Here is a 22,159-nt window from a genome sequence, read left to right as displayed (position 1 = left end):
ACGCTCTTGAGTTCTCAAACCACCACCACACCAGCAGGCAGCCAACCAACCACAGGAAGGAAGCCCGCCGCGCTGAGCGGCAACAGATGAATAACCTACACGAACCCAAAACCAAACGCAAATCAGGGCGCGCTGAACCATGGGAAAACCGCACCATAGCGCGCATCCCTCGGCGTGTCGCACAGGGTCATTTTCAGTCCTTAATCAGCCCTGCTACGCACAACATACGCCCTAAACATGTCCCCAGATTGAACACATCCAGAAATATGAGACACATTTTCGCCAATTCAGCAGGCACCGCAGCTTGAATTCATCACTTACCGTTCACCGAACCCGGGTATACCTGTAGTCATGACTAAGAAAATTGCTGTACTGACCGGCGCTGGCATCTCCACTTCCGCCGGCATCCCTGACTTCCGCGGACCTGACGGCGTATGGACCAAGCACCCTGAGCAAACCAGCGTCTACGACATCGATTTATTCATGACCAACACAGAGGATCGCGAATACTCCTGGCGCTGGCAGAAAGAGTCACCCGTGTGGAATGCGCAGCCGGGCGCTGCACATAAGGCACTCGTCAAGCTTGAGCAAGCGGGCATGCTCACCCTGCTGGCTACGCAGAACTTTGATGCGTTGCATGAAAAGGCAGGCAACAGCCCAGACGTCATCGTCAACCTGCATGGCACCATCGGCACCTCGCATTGCATGAAGTGCCATCAGAAATACAACACCGCGGACATTATGGCGCGACTCGACGAGGAACCGGATCCGCATTGCCATCGCAAGCTCAAGTACCGCGGCGATATGCCATGCAACGGCATCATCAAAACCGATGTGGTGTATTTCGGTGAGGCATTGCCAGAAGGCGCGATGGAAAAGTCATATGATCGCGCCACCAAAGCCGACGAACTGTGGGTTATCGGCTCCACATTGGAGGTGTACCCGGCGGCAAGCATCGTACCGGTTGCCGCACAAGCCGGCGTGCCGATCACCATTATGAACATGGGACGCACGCAGTACGACCGACTGGCCACGCGTCTGATTCATGAGGATATCGCGGTGGCGCTGCCCAAGTTGGTGGATGAGACGATTGCGGCGGAAGCTGCAGCTGAGTAGCTGCGAATGCCGCAGCCGAGTAGAAGTATCGGGCAGCCTTCGGCTGGCTGACTAATGTGACTTCTCTTCCTCAGTCTCACTGCGTTCGACAGTTCGTCCAGCAATTAAGGACGAACTTCGTTCGCCTTTTGTTGGCTCGACTGTCGTCTCGCACATTGCCTACAAACAGCTCTGCTGTTTGCTTCACGGCAATGTCCCATCAGAGGGAGCCAAGATGCAGCTTTCACATCTAACTCACTCTGGCGCAGCCTTCGCATACGGAAAAAGCGACTTTTCTCTTTCGAGAAGAGCCGCTTTTTCATGAGCGAGTCACACCGCTATGCACCAATGGTTGTATAGCAACACCGACTGCTTAGTAAATGCGCTTGGGTTGGAAGCCGGCTTCCTTCAGCGCAGCAAGAATGCGATCGATGTGATCCGGACCGTTGGTCTCCACCGTGACACCCAGCGACACCGCATTCGTGTAGTGGCCGGACGCCTTGAACTGGTCGTGATCAAGGGCAATGACGTTTGCGCGTTCCTTGGCGAGCAACGTGGCTACCTTGACCAGCTGGCCTGGCGTATCCGGCAGCTCAACCTCGAAGTTCATAATGCGGCCGCGGGCAATCATACCCTTCTGAATCACAGCGCCCATCGTCACCGTATCGATATTGCCGCCGGACATAATCGGCACCACCACGTGCGGGCCGGAAGCTGCGGCGAACTTGCGAGAGCGCAGATTCAAGTGCTCGAGCGCAGCCAACGACACGGCACCGGCGGCCTCAACCACCAGCTTGTGCTTTTCGAGCATCAGCAGAATCATCTCGTTGATGTCGCGCTCGGTGACGGTGACCAAATCATCAAGGAATTCGTTGAGCAACGCGTACGGCAGATCGCCCGGATGCTTAACGGCGACGCCTTCGGCGGACGTCACCACCTGATCGGCTTCGGTGACGCGACCTGCGGCGAACGAGTTCTTCCAGGCCGGGCTGCCCTCCGGAATAGCGCCGATGACGCGTACTTCCGGCTTGAAGGTCTTAATGGCGAGCGCCACACCGGCACCAAGGCCACCGCCACCGAGCGGCACGACCACATCGGTGACGTTCGGTACATCTTCGAGGATTTCCAGGCCGATGGTGCCCTGGCCGCAGATGACCTCGTAATCGTCGAACGGCGGCACGTAAATCATGCCTTCGGTTTTGGCGAGTTCGGCGGCGTGGGCGGCGGCTTCATCGAACACATCGCCGTAGAGCACTACGTCGGCGCCGTACGCCTTGGTGGCATCCACCTTAAGCGGTGGAGTGATTTGCGGCATGCAGATGGTGGCCTTGGCGCCACGCTCGCGGGCGGCGTAGGCCACACCCTGAGCGTGGTTGCCGGCGGAAGCGGTGACAATGCCGCGCGCGAGCTGCTCTTCGGAGAGGGATGCGATCTTGTTGTAGGCGCCGCGAATCTTGAACGAACCGGTGACCTGAAGGTTTTCGGGCTTCAGGAGGATTTCATGGCCGGTCATTTCGCTCAGCGTCGGCGAGGGAATGATTTCCGTGTGGCGGGCGGTGCCCTTGAGTCGTTTGGCAGCGAGCTTTAGTTCCGCTGCGTGGTCGCGTTGCAGCGCTTTCAAAACGTCCTTTTGTTCCATAGTGGGTAATTGTAGGCCTCAGACCGTCGAAGGGCACTGGAAATCTCGCTTACGAGGGGTTGATTTCAGCATTTTGAAACATCTATCTGCATTACGAGGGGTTCCAATAGCGTAAAACCCTGAGTACAAACGCTGGTATTACAACGTTCACACTCAGGGTTTATGCGATATACAACCCCTCATAAAGGAGATAGACCTTCCGACAAACGGAAATCAACCCCTCATAAAGGAGATAGCTGGCTTATCGGATTGCTGTGAGCCGCTTTACAGCTGGATGACGGCGGCCTCCCACGGATCCAGCTCATTGTTGGCCAAAGAGACGACCGTGTGGCTGGCATCATAGTTGCTGATCACCACGTCCGGTTCGGCAACGCCGGTGGCCACCAGTTCGGCGGCATCATGCGGCAAATCCACCGTGCGACCGGACATGTTCACTACCACCAGCAGGCGATCCTTACCCAACGTGCGGGTGAACGCGTACACGTGCTCATCGTCAGCATCAATCAGCTCCCACTCGCCAGCGGCAATCACAGCCTTCTCATGACGCAGTGCGATGAGCTGCTTGTAGAACGAGTAGACGGAGCTCGAATCGTCAAATTCGCTGGCCGCGTTGATCTCCGCATGGTTCGGGTTCACGGAAATCCACGGTTCGGTAGCGGCATCCGGCGCAGTGAAACCGGCGTACTTCGAACCATCCCACTGCATCGGGGTGCGGGAATTGTCACGGCCGCGAGCGGCAATGCCAGCCATCATCGACTCAGGAGTCTGCACCTTGGCTTCCTCCACGCGCTGACGGTAAGCGTTCAGCGATTCGAGATCACGATACTGGTCGAGACGGGTGAAGTGCGCGTTCGTCATACCCAGTTCCTCGCCCTGATACACGTAGGGCGTGCCGCGGTGCATGTGCAGCATAAGGCCCAGCGCCTTGGCGGAACGGACGCGGTCCGTCTCATTGGAATCGTCGCCCCAACGAGACACCACGCGAGGCTGGTCATGGTTGCCGGTGAACAGGCTCGCCCAACCGGCATTCGCCACGGCGGTCTGATAGCCGGCCATGATGCGCTTCAAGCCCGGCAGATCAAGCGGCAGCGGCTTCCACTTGACGCCTTCGCAGTCGAAGTCCACATGCTCGAACAGGAACAGCATATCCAGTTCGCCGTTCACCGGATTAGTGATGTGCTCGTTGCGCTCAGCGGTAATGCCCGGCGCTTCGCCGACCGTGAGGAATCCGTCACGGCCCTCGAACACCTCGCGGCGCATTTCAGCCAGGAATTCATCCTGACGCGGGCCATCCGCGCAGAACGGGTTCGGGTTGGAATAGCCTTCCTCGCCCACCGGCAGATCCTCCAGCTCGGAACCAGCTTCGCCCGGCAGCTTGCCGTTGGCGTCCGTGCGCTTGGAAATCAGCGTGATGACATCCATACGGAAGCCGTCAACGCCACGGTCAAGCCACCAGTTCATCATGTCGTACACCGCGCGGCGCACAGCCGGGTTCTCCCAGTTCAAATCAGGCTGCTTCTTGGAGAACTGATGCAGATAGTATTCACCACGCTCCGGGCTGTACTCCCATGCGGAGCCGCCAAAGTAGGAACCCCACTGATTTGGTTCAGCACCCGGAGTGCCCGGCTCATGCCCCGGACGGGCCGGACGCCACCAGTACCAGTCGGCGTGCGGGTCGTTCTTATCCTTGGAAGCCTGGAACCATGCATGCTCGTCGGAAGTATGGTTCACCACCAGATCCATCACGATCTTGAGGCCGCGCTTATGCGCTTCAGCCAGCAGTTCGTCCATGTCTTCCAAGGTGCCAAACAGCGGGTCGATGTCCTGATAATCGGAGATGTCGTAGCCGTTATCGTCCTGCGGAGACTTGTAGACCGGGGAGAGCCACAGCACGTCCACGCCCAAGTCGGCAAGGTAGTCGAGACGGGAGGTAATGCCCTTCAGATCGCCGAAGCCATCGCCATTAGTGTCCTGGAAGGAACGCGGGTAAATCTGGTAGACCACGGCATTCGACCACCACGGGTTCGGCGTTGCGCCGTTGGTGCGAATGGAGTCGGGGATTGCGGTGCGCTGTGCGGTAGTCATCGCTGCTGCCTTTCTGTGGACAATCATCATTGATTATTACTACTTGGTCATTATTGAAACAGCCCGATGGTTTTATTCCCATCGGGCTGTTTGGCTGGCGTGCCGGAAAGTAATTACTTTGACCGCGGCCTGCAATTACGGACTCGCCTAAGGCGAGACTCAGTGTTACCTCGCGAGTACGCGGCCTACCGGCCGCCCGAGCCGGAAAACAGCCCACCGGGCTGTTTTCTTAATCGGCTCGTCTCGCTCGGCGCTGTTAAGTAATTGCAGCGCCCGCGCTGCAATTACTTAACTCAGCAGACCGCCTTCGGCGGGCTATTTCCTGCCTCACGACTGCCGTCGTTCGGAGGCGCCTATAAACGGCCCACCGGGCCGTTTACTTTACGGCGCCTCTCATCACGCCACCGACGACCCACTTTTGGGCGAAGATGTAGACTACGAGGATCGGGGCCATGGCCATCAGGTAGCTGGAGAATGCCATCGGGTAATTGGTGGCGAACTGCGAGCTGAAGACGTACTGGGCCAGCGGAATCGTCTGGTTCGACTGGTCGGTGAGCACGATCAACGGCAGGAGGAAGTCGTTCCACGCCCACAGTGCGGTCAGGATGGCAATCGTGGCATTAATCGGGCTCATCAGCGGGAAGATGATGGTCCAGAAAATGCGCCACGTGGATGCACCATCGATGCGCGCCGCCTCTTCCAACGAAACCGGAATCGAACGAATGAATCCAGTCGCGATGAACAGGTTGGTACCCAAGCCGAGCACGGTGTACAGGATGATCAGACCAATCTGATTATCCAAGTGCAGGGAACCCATCTGCTTGGCAATCGGCAGCATGACAACCGGGAACGGCACGAACATGGCGGCGATGAAGAAGTAGTACAGGAAGCGGAAGAAGCGCTTATCCATGTTGCGGGCCACAGCGTACGCCACGAACGTGTTGGTCAGCAGCGTCAGCACCACAGCGGCAACCGTGATGATTGCCGAGTTCAGTGCGGCCTTCGGATAGTTCACCTTGGCTGAAGCGTCGGCGAAGTTACCCCACTGCCACGAAGTAGGCAGTGCAAACGTACCGGCTTCCGCCGGAGTCTTCAGCGCAGTGACCACGGTGAAGTACAACGGCACCAAAATCGTCAGCGACAATACAGCCACAGCTGCAGTCAGCCACCAGTTGATGTTGTGATCTTTGCGGAACTTGGCCGGCGCAGCGCCGGACTTCGCCGAAGAGCTAACAGTTGCAGTAGTCATAATGAATCCTCTCCCCGGAAAATCAGATCTGTTCCTGGCTGCGGGAGATGCGCAGCTGAATGAAGGCGATAATGGCCAGAACGATGAAGAAGAGCACGGCGTTGGCGGTCTGGTAGGCGTATTCGCCACCGGTCAAGCCACCCTTCCAGATGAGGTAGGTGACCGTTTCGGTAGCCGAGTTCGGGCCGCCGTCGGTCAATGCCACCACCTGATCGAATGTGCCGAGCGCATTCTTCATGGAGAGCACAAGGTTGATGGTGAAGAACGGGCCGATCAGCGGGAAGGTGATCTTCCAGAACTTCTGCCAAGCGTTCACGCCGTCGATGGCTGCGGCCTCATAGATCTCATCGTCGATGGTCTGCAGACCGGCGAGGTAGATCAGCACGGAGTAGGCCACGCCCTGCCAGACGGCGAGGAAGACGATCGGAATCCAGCTCAGCTCTTCATTGGTCAAGAGCGAGGTGGACAGCCATTCGATGCCGAGCGCCTTGCCGAGTTCGGGCAGCGGGTTCATGAAGATGTATTTGAACACGTAGCCGATGACCAGAACGGAGAGGGTGTAGGGCACGAAGAAGATCGCGCGGAAGCCGTTCTTGAAGGCAATCTTGGAGTTCAGCAGCACCGAAAGGAACAGCGCGATCACGTTGATGAGCACAGTGATGGCGATGGCGATGAGCAGCGTGAACAGGTAGGCGTGGCCTACGCGATTGTCTTGGAACAGGGCGATGTAGTTCTTGAAACCAATGAACTTGTAGTCGCCGTAGCCTTGGGAGTTGGTGAAGGAGTACTTCACGCCGTCCACGAACGGCAGGTACAGGAAGAAGGCGAAGATGATTGCGGCGGGCACGGCCATCCAATAATAGGCCGGGTCAACCTTGCGCTTGGAGAAGGCATCGACCTTCTTTTTGGCGGGCTTGCTGGCCTTGGCGGCGGCACTGGCGGCCGACTGAGCGGCCGGCTTGGCGGCGGGCTTTGCGGCGGTTGCGTTAGACATGATTACTCTCCTCTCCTACTCGTCACTCGAAGGTCCTGGCTTGGACCTTGTCCCATTCGGTTTGCATCTGGTTCAGGAACCGGTCGGTGTTGCCGGAGGTGACCATGGTCTGCAGGTAGCCGCCGATGTTGATGGACGAGGGGATGTAATGGTCGCAGAAGTCGGCCAGTCGGTTCTCCTCGAAGAACGGGCGCACGGTCTCCAGCGCGGAATTGCCGAAGTAGGTGTCCTTGAGCGGGGTGATGGCGGACTGGGCATCGGCGTAGGAATCCAGCTGCTCCTTCTGCATCATGAATTCCACGAGCTTCATCGCCTCGGCCTTGTGCTTGGTGTTGGCGCCGATGGTGAGCATCACGTCGTCGCCGGCGGTCAAGATCTGCTCGCTGGCATCATCGGTGGCCGGCATCTGCGCAAAGCCCAGGTTGATGTCTTTGTTGATGAGCAGGATCTGCGGAATCGCGTAAGTGCCGAGCGGAATAATCGCAGCCTTGCCCTGCGCGAAGCTCTGCGTACCCTGCTGATAGGTGACGCCGGTGTCTTCGGTGGAGTAGGTGAACAGTTCGGCTTCCTTCTCAACCGTGGTCTTCCACAGCTCCTGGAAGGTGGTCTTGCCTTGCTTCAGCTCGGTGTACTTGGATTCGGGAACCAGCGTGCCGGCGAGCGAGGCAAGCGGAGCCTGCGTGGTCCAAGCATCGGCCACGGAGCCCTGCAGCGGGTTGATGCCGGCGGCCTTGAACGTGTTGAGCATGTCGGTGAATTCGCTCCACGTGGTCGGCGGGTTCTCCGGGTCGAGACCAACCTGCTTGAACAGGTCCTTGTTGTAGATGTAACCGGAGGCGTTGCCGGCGAACGGCAGACCGTACAGGCGCTTCTTGGCCGGGTCGGTGGTCTGCACGAGGTTCTTGGCGATGTTCACCATGCCGGGGTTGAGCTCGTCCACAATCGGCTCGTCGGTGAAATCGTAGAACACGCCGGATGCGGCGAACATGCCGAAGCTGATGTCGCCGTTAAAGGTGATGACGTCCGGCACGCGGTTCTTCACGAAGCGGGTGCGCAGATCGGTCTGAGCATTGGCGGAGTTGTTGATGTTGACCTTGATGGTCGGGTTCTGCTTCTCGAAGTCCTGCACGATGGCCTTGAACGTGTCTGCGGCCTCGGACTTGAACTGGAAGAAGTCGAGAGTGACGGTTCCTGCGGTGCTTGAACCGCAGCCGGCCAGGCCGAAGCCCACAGCGAGCGCGCACACCGTTGCGGCCACGCGCACACCTAAACGCTTCAGTCTGGAAGTTGGGTACAGGGAATCTGACAGCATTGCTGACTCCTTTGTCTTTCCTTCCACCGCCAGCCCCAATGCCAGCGGTAATTCCTCCACATTCAAAGGTAACGATTTTGGGTTTTCATTCCCAACGTCAGCGTGCCTGCTTGCGCGCGCAAGTAAAAACGCGCTATTTTGTGATTAACGCAATTAATTATTCGCAAAGGGGCATGAATTGGCTGATTCCAATGCGATTCCTCAATGGTTTTCCGGTTCCGAACACACACATCGCGTAGCTGCAGCCGTGGCGCAGTATGGTCCGATCGCGCGCACCACGTTGGCGCAAATGCTGGGATTGAGTCAAGGTGCACTCTCCCGCATCACCAGTGATCTGATTTATGCCGGAGTGATTGAGGAGCTGCCGGCGAGCGCCACCGCTGGCGTGACCGGCAAGCTGCCGGAACGATTCACGCCGAAGGAAAGCTCGGATAGGCGCGGCCGCCCGCAGACTTCGCTGGTGTTGTGCTCGAATGCGCGCACGTTCGTCGGCGTGAAAGTGCACGGTACTTCGATTGTTTCGGCTGCGGTGAACGCGCATGGCGAGGTGGTGTCCGGCCGCCATGAGCTGCCTATTGCCGACGACCAGTCGCCTGAATATGTAGCGACTGCGATTGCCCAGCTGACTGCCGCCTGCTCGGACGATGTCGCAGCCGCCGGCCTGCCCTCCCCTACTGCGGTCGGCGTGGCCGTGGGCGGTCATGTGGTGGATGATTCCGTGGTGACATTCGCGCCATTCCTGCACTGGGAGGGGCCTACGGATCTGGGGGCGATGGTGAGTGCCGCGGCCGGTCTGCCGTGCGGGGTCTTCAATGATATTGATTCGCTGCTGGTGGATGCCTCATGGTTTGGCCCGGGTGTTGGTTTGGATATGTTCGCCGTGGTGACCATTGGCATTGGCGTGGGCTATTCGCTGGCCGTGCATGGTGAGCCGGTGAGTTATCCGGATAAAAGCTATGGTCTGGTGGGTCATGTGCTGGTTGATCCGGAGGGGCCGCGCTGTGTGAGTGGGCATATCGGCTGTTCGCAATGCTTGACTGATGATTCGATTGCCGAACAGTATTCCGCGATTGTGGGCAAGCCGGTGACGTTTGCTGACTTTGCGCGTGATGCTCGCGCCCGAGTGCCGCAGGCGACGCAGTTGGTGAACCGCACCTGCTTCCGTTTGGGTGCTTTAGTGGCGATGGTGGCGAACATCGCCATGCCGGGGCATGTGATGATTGCCGGCGAATCCGCGTTTTTGGCGAAACTTGGCACGGATTCGCTGCGCGATGGCATCCGGTACTACCGGCATAGTCAAACACAGCCGGTGAAGTTCACGATAGTGAACCACGACTGGCAGCTGTGGGCCAAAGCCGCTGCCAGCCGCGTCATCGTGAAGCACATCGGGTAAGGATACTTCCGCCTCTATGCGGCCGGCGTGAGATCTATGTGACCCGTATGGTGACCCGTATGAGCCGACATCCCCACTTGACTGACGGATTTCCCACATTCACTGACGGATTTCCCACATCGACTGACGGATTTATAACATATTTCGTTATAAAACCGTCAGTCAGTGTTAAAAATCCGTCAGTCAACGGCTACGGTCCTGCAATTACGGACTCGCTACAGGCGAGACTCACTACACGCGAGACTCACTACAGGTGAGACTCAACATACCCTCATTCGGCTATCGTCTCACTCGGGCTGCGGCTGATGACAATCCACCGAATTGTCAGCTTAACGCCACGGCCTTGAACAGGACGGCCTGCTGGGGGTGCAGGGACGGTGGGCGGATGCCGTAGCGCTGCAGGGCTTCGCCGGTCATCACCACGCCTTCCTCATTCCACCAGCCGAGCGTGCTCTGACCATTGCCGAGACCGGTCAGGTCGAGACTCGGGTCGAGCGGGCTCACGCGGTAGCGGCGATCGGGGTCAAGACCGGGCAAACGCACCGGAGCGGCCGGATAGGTCTGACCCGTGGTCAGCTGGGTGAAGCGGTAGATTGCCGCGTCTCTGCTCGGCATCACCATACCGTCCACGCGCACGGCCGGATCGTTGGCATCCGCGTGCACGCAGGTGTCGATGGCGAACCAGTCGCGGTGCTTCTTGAACTCGGCAACCCACACGGCCAGCTTGGCGAGCGCATCCTCTGGCTCCTTCAAGAGATTCCATTCGATGCCCATGTGACCGAAGAACGCCATCGCCATGCGCAGTTCCTGACTGGTGGCGCGCTGCGTGGAGTGCGCCGGGCTGGCACCCACATGTTCGCCCATCATGGCCGGCGGCACCAGCAGCGACGTGTAGCGCTGAATGTCCGCGCGCTCCACCGGATCCACGCAGTCGGACGCCCAGATACGGTCGGCGTATTCCAGAATGCCAAGATCCACGCGACCGCCGCCGGACGAGCAGCTTTCGATTTCAAGTCCCGGATGATTGCGCTTCAATCCCTTGAAAATCTCATACACGGCCAAGGTTTGCGCGTGCACGGCTGGACGGCCGGAGTAGCGCGACCCCGGCTCGGTGACGAGTTTGTTGTGATCCCACTTGATGTAGTCGATCTTCAGCTCACCGACCAGCGCATCCATCGCGCCGAACACATAGTCGAACGCCGCCGGATTCGTCAGGTCGAGCACCTGCTGGCTACGGCCCTGCATCGGCAGACGGCCGGCGGTGGGCGAAAGAATCCAATCGGGATGCGCACGCACCACTTCGGAATCAATGTTCACCATTTCCGGCTCGAACCACAGGCCGAACTGCATGCCCTTGCCATGCACGTAGTCGGCAAGCGCCTTCAGCGACTTGTCGCCATCCGGCCACACGTCCTGGGAGATCTGCCAGTCACCGAGACCGGAAGTGTCGTCGCGGCGGGAGCCAAACCAGCCGTCGTCCACCACGAATCGTTCCACGCCAGACGCTGCGGCCTTGTCGGCGAGCGCGGCCAGCGTGTCGAAGTTGTGGTCGAAGTAGACGGCTTCCCACGTGTTCAAAATCACCGGGCGGCCGTGCGAGAACAGGCGCGGATGACGGGAGCGCACATACGCGTGGAAGCGTGCGGCGATCTCGTTCAAACCATCGCCGAACGAGCCGAACAGCCACGGCGTTGCATAGGAGCTTTGGGCATCGCGCCCCTCGCCTTCACCGGCGCCCTGCGGAACGAGCGTCACTTCGCCGCCGAACAGAAGCTCGCCGCCGCCGATAATGCCCTGCGTGTACGGCAGTCGCTCGGCGGAGAGCACGGAATTGCCGCTCCAGCCCACGTGCACTGAGTAGGCTTCGCCATGTTCGAAACCGAAGCCGGGTACGCCGGCGGTGAGCAGCAGGGATGCGTCGAAGTCCGGACGGCCGGCAAGCTGTGGCTTCTCGAATCGTCCGATGGTCAGCGGCTGGCGCTGCGGGCTGCGTTCGCGCAGATGGTGGCCGGTGGTGGTGAGGATTTCGCCGGCCAGCTCGGGCACAGGGAATCCAAGTTCGATTTTTCCAACTTCGAGGTTGGCAAGGCTGACTGCGGCAGTCGGATCGGCGGCAGACGCGGCAGATGCAGCACCTGCCGGAGCATCTTCCGCAGCACCTGCCGGAGCACCTTCCGGAGCACCCAAGTTAATGACGGTCGCCTTCTGACGAGCCAGGCCGCCGTCCATCAGCTCCAGTCGCCATTCGAGGGCGATGCCATTCTCCTTATCTTCGGCGCTGACCACCACGCCCGGCACACGAGCCGGACCCGTGGCACGAGTGTGACCGGTCACGTCCGTATAGCTTTCGGCACTGACTGCGTCGAGCGACGCGTCGAGCATACCGTCCGCCTCAATATTGGTCACGGTGAACTTGGGGAACAGTTCAATGCCGGCGCGACGCAACACCACGCGCGGCTCACCAATCCAGCTTTCGGACTGGGTGGGCAGCACGGACGGCCACGCGGTGTTGTCGAGCGCACCGGAAACACGCTGCGGCTTCAGCGCATCATACGAGTCAAGCAGGGTTTCCGGATTGGCGAGCGGGCGACCCCAGTGCACGATGCGCGGCAGCTCGTCGCCCGCAACAATCAAGCCGAGTGCCACATTGGCGGCAGGCTGGGCGAGGTAGACGGCAGTGAGTCGAGTGCCGTCCGCGGCTGTACCGGTGAAAGTCAACGGTTCGTTCTTGGCCATAGTCGTGTGTCTCCTTTGACGTGGATGTGTGGACTGTGGATTGGTTGGTGATTGTTACTGCTGATTCGATGGTAGGAAGAATCGAATATGTTGACTCGATGCCGCGTGTTGGCTGAGTCAAGTAAGTATTTGATGCACTACGCCAACGCGCAAGTTCCACATGGTGTGGCCATCTTCCACATGGTGTGGCCATCCTCCCACAATGTGGTTAACCAATCCGGCCCCATTATGCCAAAACCGCGGAATTCCGCCATTTTACGTAACCACACCATGTGGAATTTACCACACCATGCAGGGGATGCCACGCTGTAGAGAAGTAGAGCGTCAGCGACGGGCTGCGAAGAAGTCGGTGAGGATGGCTTGGCAGTCGCCCTCAAGGATGCCGCCGTGCACTTCGGGCGCGTGGCCGATGTGCGGGTCGCGCGGAATGTCCCACACTGAGCCGCACGCGCCAAGTTTGGCATCCCATGCGCCAAACACGATCGTGCCGATGTGGGTTTGGATGCACGCACCAGCGCACATCGGGCAAGGTTCAAGAGTGACTACCAAGGTGCAGTCGGCGAGATTCCAGGCGCGCGCCGGCGAGGCTGCCGGGAGTGTCTGCGCAACGGAACCGGCTAGCGAACCGGCTCCCGCGCCAGCTGCGGCATCGCAACCCACCAAATCAGTTTCCATGGAACCGGCTGCAGCACCGGGCACTGCTGCGGAATCTCCCACAGCGTTTTGCCGCGCGCGGTACTGCGCAGCCTCGCGCATCGCCAGTATTTCGGCATGGGCCAGCGGATCGCCGTGGGTTTCGCGCGTGTTGTAGCCGCGGCCGATTATCGCGCCGGAATCATCCAGCACCACTGCGCCAACCGGCACATCGCCGGCCGCCGCGGCACGCCGGGCCAGCGCGATCGCCTGCCGCATTGCTTGCTCATATGCCCCATTTGCAGTCGCCACGTTCACAGTCATACTGCGAGTCTACCTACCTGCACTTCGGCGCACGGCTTAACGCGTTGTAGCAATGGGTTTTCTATACTTTGGCTGTAGCCCGGCAGAGAAGAGAGGACGGTCATGGCAGTATTCGAACTCATCCTATGCATTATCGCGGCGGTGGTAGTGAGTTCGTTTGCCAGCCGCTTCATTCCGCGTGTCTCCACGCCGCTGGTGCAGATCGCGCTCGGTGTGCTCGTGGCGTATCTGCCGTTTTTCCCGGACGCGCAGCTCAACCCGGAGCTGTTCATGGTGCTGTTCATCGCACCGTTGCTGTATTTAGAAGCGCATGAGATTGATAAGTCCGCTCTGCTGAAAACGCTGAAACTCAGCCTTTCGTTGGCCATTGGACTGGCGATTGCAACGATGGTGGCCGTGGGCTTTATTCTGCACGCCGTCTGGCCGGTGATTTCGCTGGCTTCGGCGTTGGCGCTCGGCGCGGCACTCGGCCCGACCGATGCGGTGGCGGTCAGCTCGCTCGGCAAGGAAGCGTCGCTGTCGCAACGTCAGCGTGGCGTATTGAAGGGCGAGTCGCTGTTCAACGACGCGTCCGGCATCGTGGGCTTCCAGTTCGCACTGGCGGCCGCGTTCACCGGCAAGTTCGCCGTGGGCCAAGCGGCGGGCGAGTTCGCGGTTTCGTTCTTCGGCGGCACACTGTTCGGTCTGATTGTGGCGGCCATCGCCAACTGGGTGTTTGAAACCGTGCGGTCGCTCGGCTGGGAGACCACGACCACGCGCATTCTGATGGAATTGTTCCTGCCGTTCCTGCTGTACTTGGGCGCCGAGGAATTCCATGTGTCCGGCATTCTGGCCGTGGTGGCCGCCGGCTTGTTCATCCGCTTCGACCGCACGGGCGTAGGCCCGAACGTGGCGCGCACGAACATTGTGTCGACCTCGGTGTGGGGCGTGCTGAGCTTCTCGCTGAACGGTGCCGTGTTCATTCTGTTGGGTATGCAGCTGCCGCGCGCAATGACCGCCAGCTGGTCGGACCCGTACATCAATAACACGCTGCTAATCGGCATTATTCTGCTGGTGACTGCGGTGGTGATTGTGCTGCGCTTTATTTGGGTAGCCGGCATGCTGCGCCTCGCGCGCGATGTGAACACCGGCAAACGCCGTAAGATGACGCTCGAACGTTGGCGTTCGGCGGCAGTGATGACTTTCGGCGGGCCGAAGGGCACGATTACGTTGTCGTTGATGTTCACGATCCCGTATTCGATTGCGGGTGGCGCGGACTTCCCGATGCGTGACGAGCTGATTTTCATCGCCTCGGGTGTGATTATCGTGACGCTGCTGCTCGCGAACTTCCTGCTGCCACTGCTCGCGCCGAACCGCGGCAAGGATCCGAGCGCGGAAATGATTCCGATTACGGTTGAGGTGCTGCGCAACACGGTGGAAGAACTGACCGGCCGTATCACGCCGGAGAATCGCCGCGCGGTGCTGATGGTGATCGACCTGTACACCAAGCGCATCGCCCGATTGCAGCAGCGCATCGGCGACGTGGATCCGCAAGGATTGGAACGGTTGCAGATCGAAGCGCTGCACTGGGAGAAGGAATTCGTGCGCGATCGATTGGCGCAGATCAAGGCGACTCCGGCTGCCGATGCGGCGACTCAGGAGCTGAATGAGGAAGCCTGCGAGCGCATGCTCGATCAGATTATGAACACGCTGCGCCATACGGCTTCCGATCCAACGTCCGGACATGCGGTGTCGCAGATTCGCGGCCGTGCGCGCATGCTGCAGCGTCGCGCCCGCAATTATGCCAAGCGTACGATTTCCAAGATTCGCCGCACGACTCCGCTGGTGAGCGAGGATCAGATTTTCGCCCGTACGCGCGAACTGCAGGTGGAGGCGATTCACCATGTGATCGATCGTTTGGTCGATGAGATGGGCAACGACACCTACAACACCGAGCACTGCTCGGCACTGCTGTTGGATTACCGTCGCGCTGAGGCTTCACTGCAGGCTCGTCCGAATGTGAGCGGCACGGCTGCGATGATTACGCAGGTCGAAGAGGTGAAGCGTGAAAGCTACGGTATTGAACTGGGCGTGATTCAGGACATGCTCGAAGCCGGCGACATCAATCGCGCGCAAGCCAGAACGTTGAGGCGGAATATCTACGTCATGCAGGTAGATGCCGATTCCGGCATCTAACTTACATCACCGCTTGGTGGCTTTGAGGGCCACCCAGAAGGAGCGGACGAGCAGCACGCACAGGTATACGGTGAACAGGATGGCACCGGTGCGCGGCGTTACCGCAGCGGCAATCCATGTGCCGAGCGGCGCGGTCAAGGACGCCACCACGCCGATAATCACCGCGGCCTTCACATGCACCATATGTCTGCGCACGTTCGCCACCGACGTGGTGATCGCGTTCGGAAACATCGCCAATAACGACGTGCCGCGCGCAATCAAATCACTCGCACCAAACAGAATCGACAATGCCGGCACGCAGATCGCGCCACCGCCAATGCCGAGCAGCCCGGCCAGAATACCCGCAATCACGCCGAAGGCGATCAACCCAACAATCACACCCGGCGAAAGCACAATATGCGAATCGCGCGAAGGATTCGACATCGCCTGATTCACAATCACAAACAGCAGAAACAGCACGAACGCCCAGCGCAACACCACTTCCGGCAGTTTGGACAGCAGCCACGAACCAATCTGACCGCCCACGAGCATGCCGGCGAACACGATGCCGGCCACAATCCAATCCACATCGCCTTCCACGGCGTAGGAGATCACGCCGGAGACCGCGGTGGGCACAATCGCCATCATCGATGTGGCCGCCGCGTGACGCTGCGTCAATCCCAGCCAGACCAGCGCCGGTACAATCACCGTGCCGCCGCCAATGCCGAACATGCCGGACAGCACGCCGACCGCCACACCGACCACGGCCATAATCACCAGTCCGCGCGGCGACTCATCGAGATGGTTCTCGTCAGCCTGAGCGGAAACCTGCGCGGATGCCGAAGTGTTCGATGTGGATGCTACGGCCGAAGTGTCGCTAGCGACGGGTGTGGTGCTGGAGGAGGTGCTGGGTGCTGTATTCACGGCCACCAGTGTAGGCCTACAGCACGCCGGAGGTGATGTCGTTGTCCAGAAGCCATTGGCGCAAATCGGCGAATTCCTCAAGGCTCACGTTGTGGTCGAGCCCGTGGTAGCTCTTGGTTTTGAGCCACGTATGCTCCTCCAGCCAGGCGGCCGTGGCGAACAGCTCGTACTTGGGAATCACGCCGTCGTTTTTGCCATACGTGTAGAAGACCGGAATGTCCAGGTCGGCGAGGCGATCGTCCGCAGGCGCAGTACCGGGCACGCCGCCGGGCGCATTGAAACCGGACAGGCTGATGACCGCGCGGTAGCGTTCGGGGTTGAGACGCAGCAGATGCACGGCGACCAGTCCACCTTGGGAGAAGCCGAGCGGCACCACAGCGCGGTCGGCCGGAATGTTGGCGGACACCCAGTCGTCCACCGCGCGGGCTGCGGCGTAGGCGTCATAATCCAGATCCTCGCCGACGGGCAGGCAGTCGTGCAGCCATGCGAAATTGCCGGGTTCGCGCGAATCAGGGTGCGGCGGCTCGGCCAAGGTGAGCGGCCCGCGCAGTGCCGCGAAGTCATTGTAGGGGGCGATCAGGCGCATGATATCCGCCATCTCCTGCTCGTTGGAGCCCCAGCCGTGCAGGCAGAGGAACAGCGGATGCGTGGGATGCTGGTCGAGTCCACCGCGCGATGTGACCGTATGCGTCACGGTCAGCGGGTCGCCGAAATGCCCCGGTACTGTGGTGGATGCGCGACCGATGTGCGGGGCAGCGCTGTATGCAGATGATTCGGAGGCAGTATTGCGCGAAGAATCATTCGCAGGCTCATACTCGGCCGCAGGCCCATTCCCATTCGCTTCGTTGCTCATACCTGACTATGGTAAAGGGTTCCGCGCCGAGCACGCTCGCGCATGCTCATGAAATAGGTCACATTGAGTTGGGTGATTGCAGCCGCTCAGTTGATAAATCAGTTGGCGACTCAGCTGGCGGCTCAGCGACTCAGTTGATAAATCAGCTGACGGCTCAGCCGGCGGTTGTTGTACTGCCGTCGGTACTGGCATCGGCACTGCTGCTATCGCTGCCCTCGCCGGTTCCGGGAATGGCTACGATGTCGCCGCCCCACTGCTGCTGCAATGCGCTGATGTTGTTGGATTCGCCGAACACCATCCAACGCTTGCCGGTCAGCAGCTTCCAGTCGCCTTGTGCGTTCGCATTATCCGAGTATTGGTCCAGCAGTTCGCTGATTTTGCTTTGGATCGGAGCCATGCCCACCGATGCCATGGTCTCGGATTCGAAGGAGACGAATGCGACGCGCGGCTTGGCGCACATCTGCACGGTGCTCACGCCCGGAATGCCGCCGGTGTCGAGTCCGATCCAGCCGCCCTCGCATTTACCGGCCACCTGTTCGATGCCTTGCTCCATCTGTACGGCGCTGTCGACCGGTGCTTTGTCGGTGTCTGGCAGAATCAGGCCTTTCGGGAACAGTACGCCGACCGCCACGCCCACCACGAGGCAGGCGCTGGCCAATACGATGGTGACGATGCCGCCACCGCCTACACCGCCGTGCGTGGAGTTGCGCGGCATGGTGGCGCGTGCCCCGATGACGAACATTAACGTGATGCCGATCAGGACTGCTGCGGTTGCGGCGATATAGCGGCCGGGAACCTTGGTCAGGAAAGGTATGGCGTAAGGCGCGATTTCGTGGGTGGCTGATGATGCGCCGGCAACTACGGCGAGCAAACCGGTGGCGAGCGCCAGTCGCCGCAGCACTTTGGATGCGGGGCTATCGATCTTGAGCTTGGTGGCTCGCCGGCCGGTGGAGTGGACTCCGGCAGCACTGCCCGCGTAGCCCGATCCGCGTCCGCCACGCGCTCCGGCACCACGACGGTCTGGAATCGGCTCGGAGTATTCCTCGCCTTCGAAGAAGTCGTAATCCTCGTTGTTGTTGCTCATAAGCACGCCCCTCTGCCGACTTTGTTGCCAGTATACCGCCGGCCGGGCGTGCTCACAGTCGTCCGCGGGGATGATGGCGCAGCTTTGTCAGGCGCAAGTCATGACTACGTAGTGCAGTGTGCGTTGCGCAGCAAAACTGCATAGCACAGCACTGCACAGTCGCACTGCACAGTCGCGCACCGTAGAGTCGCACCACCCTGCACAGTCACATCGCACAGCACTGCACAGTCACACTTCAACGCACAGTCACACCGCACAAACAAAATGCCTGCCCGGCCTTGTCTTCAATCAAGGCCGGGCAGGCATATCAGATGTGCTGCGGACTAGCAGTGGGCGAGCTCAGCGAACTCAGCCAATCCAGTGAGCTAGCAGTGGACTAGCAGTGGACTAGCTCAGCGAATTGGCTCACTGCTGGCCGCCGCTAGTGCTGTTGTCAGGAGTACCCTGGTTCGGGTCCGTGGTGGTACCGGTGTTGTTGTCGGTGCTCTGGCCGCTGTTGCTCTGCGACTCCTGCTGCTTCTGCTGGGCTTCCTGCTGAGCCTTGGCGTTGGCGTCACTCGTCTGCTTGGACTGCATCGACGCGTTCACATCGCTCTCAGCCTTCTGCAGTGCGGAAATCGCGTTGTTCACCTCGGATTCGGACGGGTTGGACTTACCCATCACATTGTTGGCGTCGGTGATGGCCTTCTGCAGTGCGGTGCGCGTGTTCTCGTCGGCCACATTGCCCGCCGAATTGTTCAGCGTTCCCTGCGCCTGGGAGATGGCGGAGCTCAGGTTCGACTTCAGCGACTCGGTGTCCGCGGTCTTCTTGGAGGAGTTCACGGCCTTGATCGCATTGTTGATGGCGTCGGTCTGGTCGGACACGGTGTCGATGTTGCCCTGCATGTCCTTGATCTGCTGCTTGAGCTTGTCTGCGGACAGGCTGGAATCGCAACTGCTGGTGTCGGCCTTGTTTTCCTGACCGGCGGAGATCGCGGTGTTCAGCGTATCGATGGTGGTGCTGTCCGCCACCTCGCTGCTGGAGGACTGCACGGTGGACTGGCCCTTGGTCACGGCGGCGGCAAGCTTGGTTTTGGCGGAATCGTACTGCTTGGCCACGGCCTTGCATTCCACCAGTGCGGCAGCCTGGCTGACCTTGCTGCTGTTGCCGTGCCACCAGACCAGTCCGCCCACGATCAGCACAACCACAAGCGCTGCCACGCCGGCGATGATTGCAATCTTGCGCTTGTCTTTCTTGTTTTCGCCGCCATTGTGACGACCCGGCTCCTCGCCGCTTTCGTCTTCATCGGCCACAGATTCCAGAGGCGTGATGGCCGGCGGCAACGCTTCAGCCGGCTCTTCGGTGCCGGCGAGCTTGGCCGGACCGCCGCCCGGCATCGGCTGGAAGACCTGCGTGGCTTCCGCGTCGGCTGGAGTGGCAAGGGGTTCCGCAGCGGGAGTGGTGGCGGACTGCGGGATGGCGGTAGTCGCTGCAGTTGCGGCTGGCACTGCGGTAGTCGCTGCAGTCGTTGACGTTGCGCCCATCTCCCCCAGCGGCCATTCGGGGCTGTACGCGATGGTTTGCGCCGCGTTCTGCGGCACAGCAGTCGTCGGCACAGCAGTCGTCGGCACTGCGGCACTGTTGGCCTGCGGCACTGCGGTAGTCGGAGCCTCAGGCTGGAGAGGATTGAAGGCTTGTGTTGCCTGGCCCACTTCGTCGGTGAAGGACTGCGGCTGGGCGGGCTGCGCTGCGAACTGCTGCGCGGGCTGAGCGGCAGTCGGCTGGGCCGGAGTCACAGTCGGCTGAGCTGCGGTCGGCGCGACCGGACGGAAGCTCTGGGTGGCTTGATCCCACACATACTGCTGCTGACCGGGAGCTGCGGCCACCGGCTGCTCATCAATCGCAGGGGCCATGGACGGCTGCTGCGGCGCTGCCGGCTGGGCAAATTGCGCGGGCGTGGTGGCTGCGAACTGCTGCGGTGCAGGCTGAGCATACTGTGCCGGTGCAGCAGGCTGCGCAGAAGCTGCGGGCTGTGCAGTCGGCTGCGCATACTGCTGAGCTGCCGGCTGAGCGAACGCGGGAGCGTCAGTCGGAGTCGCAGTCGGTTGTGCAAACTGCGGCGCTGCCGGCTGAGCGAACTGTGCAGGCTGTGCAGGCTGAGCCGGCTGAGCAGTCGGCTGGACTGCAGGTTGAGCGAACTGACCGGGCTGGTCAGAAGTCTGCGGCACTATTGGGCGCACTGGCTTGGCATGATTCTGGAAATCGAAATCGTAGCCACCATCACTATTAGTCATTACATCTCCTTGGGCGCGTGTGCGCCGACTATAACTTGGGACTCAGCGGACGATCAGTCGTCGATGTGAGCGCGATAGAAGTTTTCATACGAACGGCTCGGCGTCGGGCCACGCTGACCCTGATAATGCGAGCCGGTGCCAGCGGAACCATACGGATGCTCGGCTGGCGAGCTCAGCTGGAAGAAGCACATCTGGCCGATTTTCATGCCCGGCCACAGTTTGACCGGCAGCGTGGAAACGTTGGACAGCTCAAGCGTGATATGACCTTCGAAACCGGGGTCGATGAAGCCTGCGGTGGAGTGGGTGAGGATGCCGAGGCGTCCCAGTGAGCTTTTGCCTTCCAGTCGCGCGGCGATGGTGGGGTCAAGCTTCACGTATTCCCACGTGGAGCCGAGGGCGAATTCACCGGGATGCAGAATCCACGGTTCATCGGGCCCCACTTCGAACTGTTCGGTCAGCGCGCCCTGGTTTTCCGCCGGATCCACGTAGGTGTAGGCGTGGTTGTTGAACAGTCGGAAATAGCGGTCCAAACGCACGTCGATCGATGCGGGCTGCACCATTTCTGGGGTCCAGGGATCGAGGGCGATATGACCCTCGGCCTGGGCGGCAAGAATATCGCGATCGGAGAGCAGCATAGAAACTCCTTGAATGTCAAATACTGGGTTTTAGTTTAGCCCAGTGCGGAAACAAGCCAAGGTGCAGGGTTCAGCGCTGGCATGGAGCCTGGCATGGAGCTTGGCATGGAGCTTGGCATGGAACGATGTGTGCCGCGGTGTTGAGAGATGCGTACCGCGGTGTTGAGAGGCCGATAACTGCATCAAGCGGTAGTCGGCCAGCACCCAGCAGTTGTCAATCGACGCCCGGGTAGAGCGCTTCGGGCAGAATTCATCATCCCAATCAGATGGCACCCCAGTAGCTGTTGGTCCGCCTAGCGACGACGCTATGCGGCAACCCTCGGCAGCCCGGCCCCACGGCAGCCAGCAAGCCAGACGCACAGCCAAGCAAACCCGTCACACGCGACCAGCAGCTCCGTCACATAAGGCAGCAACCCCATACCACGGCAGCCAGCAAGCCCCACCACATAAGGCAGCAACCCCACCCCGCAGGACTTTCAGGGTATTTTCAGAAAACTTCAGAGTTAGACACAGAATCAGCTGGTTATATAAGAGATGTCAGCGGAAAGCTGATCAGGAACAGCAGCAGTTCCCGAAAATTGAACCCCTTTCTTCTTCTCTCTCTCCTTTCTCTCCCCGGCGGACACCCCGCCGGGGTTCTTTTTTGCCGGGTTATAGGAACTTTTGTGGTGTTTTAGGTCGGTCAGAATGGCCGAGATTTCGCGTGGCGTGGTTGCTGTTTATCGATTTCATGGATTTCGATGGCGTTGACGATTGCGTTGTCTAAGGCGTGGGC

General features: G+C 60.1%; 15 protein-coding genes. 3 read left to right on the top strand and 12 right to left on the bottom strand.

Annotation, left to right across the window (positions count from 1 at the left end):
• The first annotated feature begins 351 nt into the window (after window positions 1–351).
• Window positions 352–1,116 (top strand): Sir2 family NAD-dependent protein deacetylase, encoded by a 765-nt coding sequence (locus JS530_RS10490; RefSeq protein WP_214377103.1) that lies wholly within the window; start codon window positions 352–354, stop codon window positions 1,114–1,116.
• A 352-nt stretch (window positions 1,117–1,468) separates the two neighbouring features.
• Here JS530_RS10490 and ilvA read toward each other — a convergent pair whose 3' ends face one another.
• The 5 genes from ilvA to JS530_RS10465 all read right to left on the bottom strand — a co-directional run bounded on the left by ilvA (window position 1,469) and on the right by JS530_RS10465 (window position 8,374).
• Window positions 1,469–2,734 carry a threonine ammonia-lyase gene (ilvA, locus tag JS530_RS10485; protein WP_214377102.1) on the bottom strand — a complete coding sequence of 422 codons (1,266 nt, stop codon included), beginning with the start codon at window positions 2,732–2,734 and terminating at the stop codon, window positions 1,469–1,471.
• A 264-nt stretch (window positions 2,735–2,998) separates the two neighbouring features.
• A complete protein-coding gene (locus JS530_RS10480; protein WP_214377101.1) occupies window positions 2,999–4,819 on the bottom strand; it encodes a glycoside hydrolase family 13 protein in 1,821 nt (606 codons plus the stop codon).
• Between the two features lie 376 nt (window positions 4,820–5,195).
• Complete coding sequence (locus JS530_RS10475; protein ID WP_214377100.1) at window positions 5,196–6,068, bottom strand: carbohydrate ABC transporter permease; 873 nt, start codon at window positions 6,066–6,068, stop codon at window positions 5,196–5,198.
• Between the two features lie 22 nt (window positions 6,069–6,090).
• The gene (locus JS530_RS10470; RefSeq protein ID WP_214377099.1) at window positions 6,091–7,062 is read right to left on the bottom strand and encodes a carbohydrate ABC transporter permease; all 972 of its coding nucleotides are present in this window, start codon (window positions 7,060–7,062) and stop codon (window positions 6,091–6,093) included.
• A gap of 22 nt (window positions 7,063–7,084) precedes the next feature.
• Window positions 7,085–8,374: an ABC transporter substrate-binding protein gene (locus JS530_RS10465; RefSeq protein ID WP_214377098.1), complete on the bottom strand. Its 1,290-nt coding sequence runs from the start codon at window positions 8,372–8,374 to the stop codon at window positions 7,085–7,087.
• A 178-nt stretch (window positions 8,375–8,552) separates the two neighbouring features.
• Between JS530_RS10465 and JS530_RS10460 the strand changes: the two genes are divergently transcribed.
• Window positions 8,553–9,767: an ROK family protein gene (locus tag JS530_RS10460; RefSeq protein WP_214377097.1), complete on the top strand. Its 1,215-nt coding sequence runs from the start codon at window positions 8,553–8,555 to the stop codon at window positions 9,765–9,767.
• A gap of 324 nt (window positions 9,768–10,091) precedes the next feature.
• Here JS530_RS10460 and JS530_RS10455 read toward each other — a convergent pair whose 3' ends face one another.
• Both JS530_RS10455 and JS530_RS10450 read right to left on the bottom strand, forming a co-directional pair.
• The gene (locus JS530_RS10455) at window positions 10,092–12,503 is read right to left on the bottom strand and encodes an alpha-galactosidase (protein ID WP_214377096.1); all 2,412 of its coding nucleotides are present in this window, start codon (window positions 12,501–12,503) and stop codon (window positions 10,092–10,094) included.
• Between the two features lie 324 nt (window positions 12,504–12,827).
• Entirely contained in the window at window positions 12,828–13,415 is a 588-nt protein-coding gene (locus tag JS530_RS10450) for a nucleoside deaminase (protein ID WP_214377095.1), read from the bottom strand.
• A gap of 147 nt (window positions 13,416–13,562) precedes the next feature.
• Between JS530_RS10450 and JS530_RS10445 the strand changes: the two genes are divergently transcribed.
• Window positions 13,563–15,635, top strand: coding sequence for a Na+/H+ antiporter (locus tag JS530_RS10445; RefSeq protein WP_214377094.1), 2,073 nt, complete (start codon window positions 13,563–13,565; stop codon window positions 15,633–15,635).
• Window positions 15,636–15,641: 6 nt separating this feature from the next.
• On the opposite strand, the gene JS530_RS10440 is transcribed toward JS530_RS10445, so the two are convergent.
• From JS530_RS10440 to dcd, 5 genes are all read right to left on the bottom strand, one after another.
• Window positions 15,642–16,544 carry a sulfite exporter TauE/SafE family protein gene (locus JS530_RS10440; RefSeq protein WP_342590078.1) on the bottom strand — a complete coding sequence of 301 codons (903 nt, stop codon included), beginning with the start codon at window positions 16,542–16,544 and terminating at the stop codon, window positions 15,642–15,644.
• Between the two features lie 10 nt (window positions 16,545–16,554).
• Complete coding sequence (locus JS530_RS10435; RefSeq protein ID WP_214377093.1) at window positions 16,555–17,391, bottom strand: alpha/beta hydrolase; 837 nt, start codon at window positions 17,389–17,391, stop codon at window positions 16,555–16,557.
• A 154-nt stretch (window positions 17,392–17,545) separates the two neighbouring features.
• Window positions 17,546–18,475 (bottom strand): hypothetical protein, encoded by a 930-nt coding sequence (locus JS530_RS10430; protein ID WP_214377092.1) that lies wholly within the window; start codon window positions 18,473–18,475, stop codon window positions 17,546–17,548.
• A 405-nt stretch (window positions 18,476–18,880) separates the two neighbouring features.
• Entirely contained in the window at window positions 18,881–20,749 is a 1,869-nt protein-coding gene (locus tag JS530_RS10425) for an FIVAR domain-containing protein (protein WP_214377091.1), read from the bottom strand.
• 53 nt (window positions 20,750–20,802) lie between these two features.
• Window positions 20,803–21,384: a dCTP deaminase gene (gene dcd, locus JS530_RS10420; RefSeq protein WP_214377090.1), complete on the bottom strand. Its 582-nt coding sequence runs from the start codon at window positions 21,382–21,384 to the stop codon at window positions 20,803–20,805.
• Between the last annotated feature and the right edge of the window lie 775 nt (window positions 21,385–22,159).

Origin of the sequence: Bifidobacterium colobi, from assembly GCF_018555455.1 — a bacterium.
Lineage (GTDB): Bacteria > Actinomycetota > Actinomycetes > Actinomycetales > Bifidobacteriaceae > Bifidobacterium > Bifidobacterium colobi.
This window is presented reverse-complemented; position numbering and strand designations above follow the sequence as displayed.

What these genes read in the sequence shown, in the direction of transcription:
- JS530_RS10430 (WP_214377092.1), bottom strand. Translation starts at nt 18,475, where the DNA reads ATGAGCAACAACAACGAGGATTACGACTTCTTCGAAGGCGAGGAATAC.
- JS530_RS10450 (WP_214377095.1), bottom strand. Translation starts at nt 13,415, where the DNA reads ATGCGGCAGGCGATCGCGCTGGCCCGGCGTGCCGCGGCGGCCGGCGAT.
- JS530_RS10445 (WP_214377094.1), top strand. Translation starts at nt 13,563, where the DNA reads ATGGCAGTATTCGAACTCATCCTATGCATTATCGCGGCGGTGGTAGTG.
- JS530_RS10435 (WP_214377093.1), bottom strand. Translation starts at nt 17,391, where the DNA reads ATGAGCAACGAAGCGAATGGGAATGGGCCTGCGGCCGAGTATGAGCCT.
- dcd (WP_214377090.1), bottom strand. Translation starts at nt 21,384, where the DNA reads ATGCTGCTCTCCGATCGCGATATTCTTGCCGCCCAGGCCGAGGGTCAT.
- JS530_RS10475 (WP_214377100.1), bottom strand. Translation starts at nt 6,068, where the DNA reads ATGACTACTGCAACTGTTAGCTCTTCGGCGAAGTCCGGCGCTGCGCCG.
- JS530_RS10425 (WP_214377091.1), bottom strand. Translation starts at nt 20,749, where the DNA reads ATGACTAATAGTGATGGTGGCTACGATTTCGATTTCCAGAATCATGCC.
- JS530_RS10465 (WP_214377098.1), bottom strand. Translation starts at nt 8,374, where the DNA reads ATGCTGTCAGATTCCCTGTACCCAACTTCCAGACTGAAGCGTTTAGGT.
- JS530_RS10480 (WP_214377101.1), bottom strand. Translation starts at nt 4,819, where the DNA reads ATGACTACCGCACAGCGCACCGCAATCCCCGACTCCATTCGCACCAAC.
- JS530_RS10490 (WP_214377103.1), top strand. Translation starts at nt 352, where the DNA reads ATGACTAAGAAAATTGCTGTACTGACCGGCGCTGGCATCTCCACTTCC.
- JS530_RS10455 (WP_214377096.1), bottom strand. Translation starts at nt 12,503, where the DNA reads ATGGCCAAGAACGAACCGTTGACTTTCACCGGTACAGCCGCGGACGGC.
- JS530_RS10470 (WP_214377099.1), bottom strand. Translation starts at nt 7,062, where the DNA reads ATGTCTAACGCAACCGCCGCAAAGCCCGCCGCCAAGCCGGCCGCTCAG.
- ilvA (WP_214377102.1), bottom strand. Translation starts at nt 2,734, where the DNA reads ATGGAACAAAAGGACGTTTTGAAAGCGCTGCAACGCGACCACGCAGCG.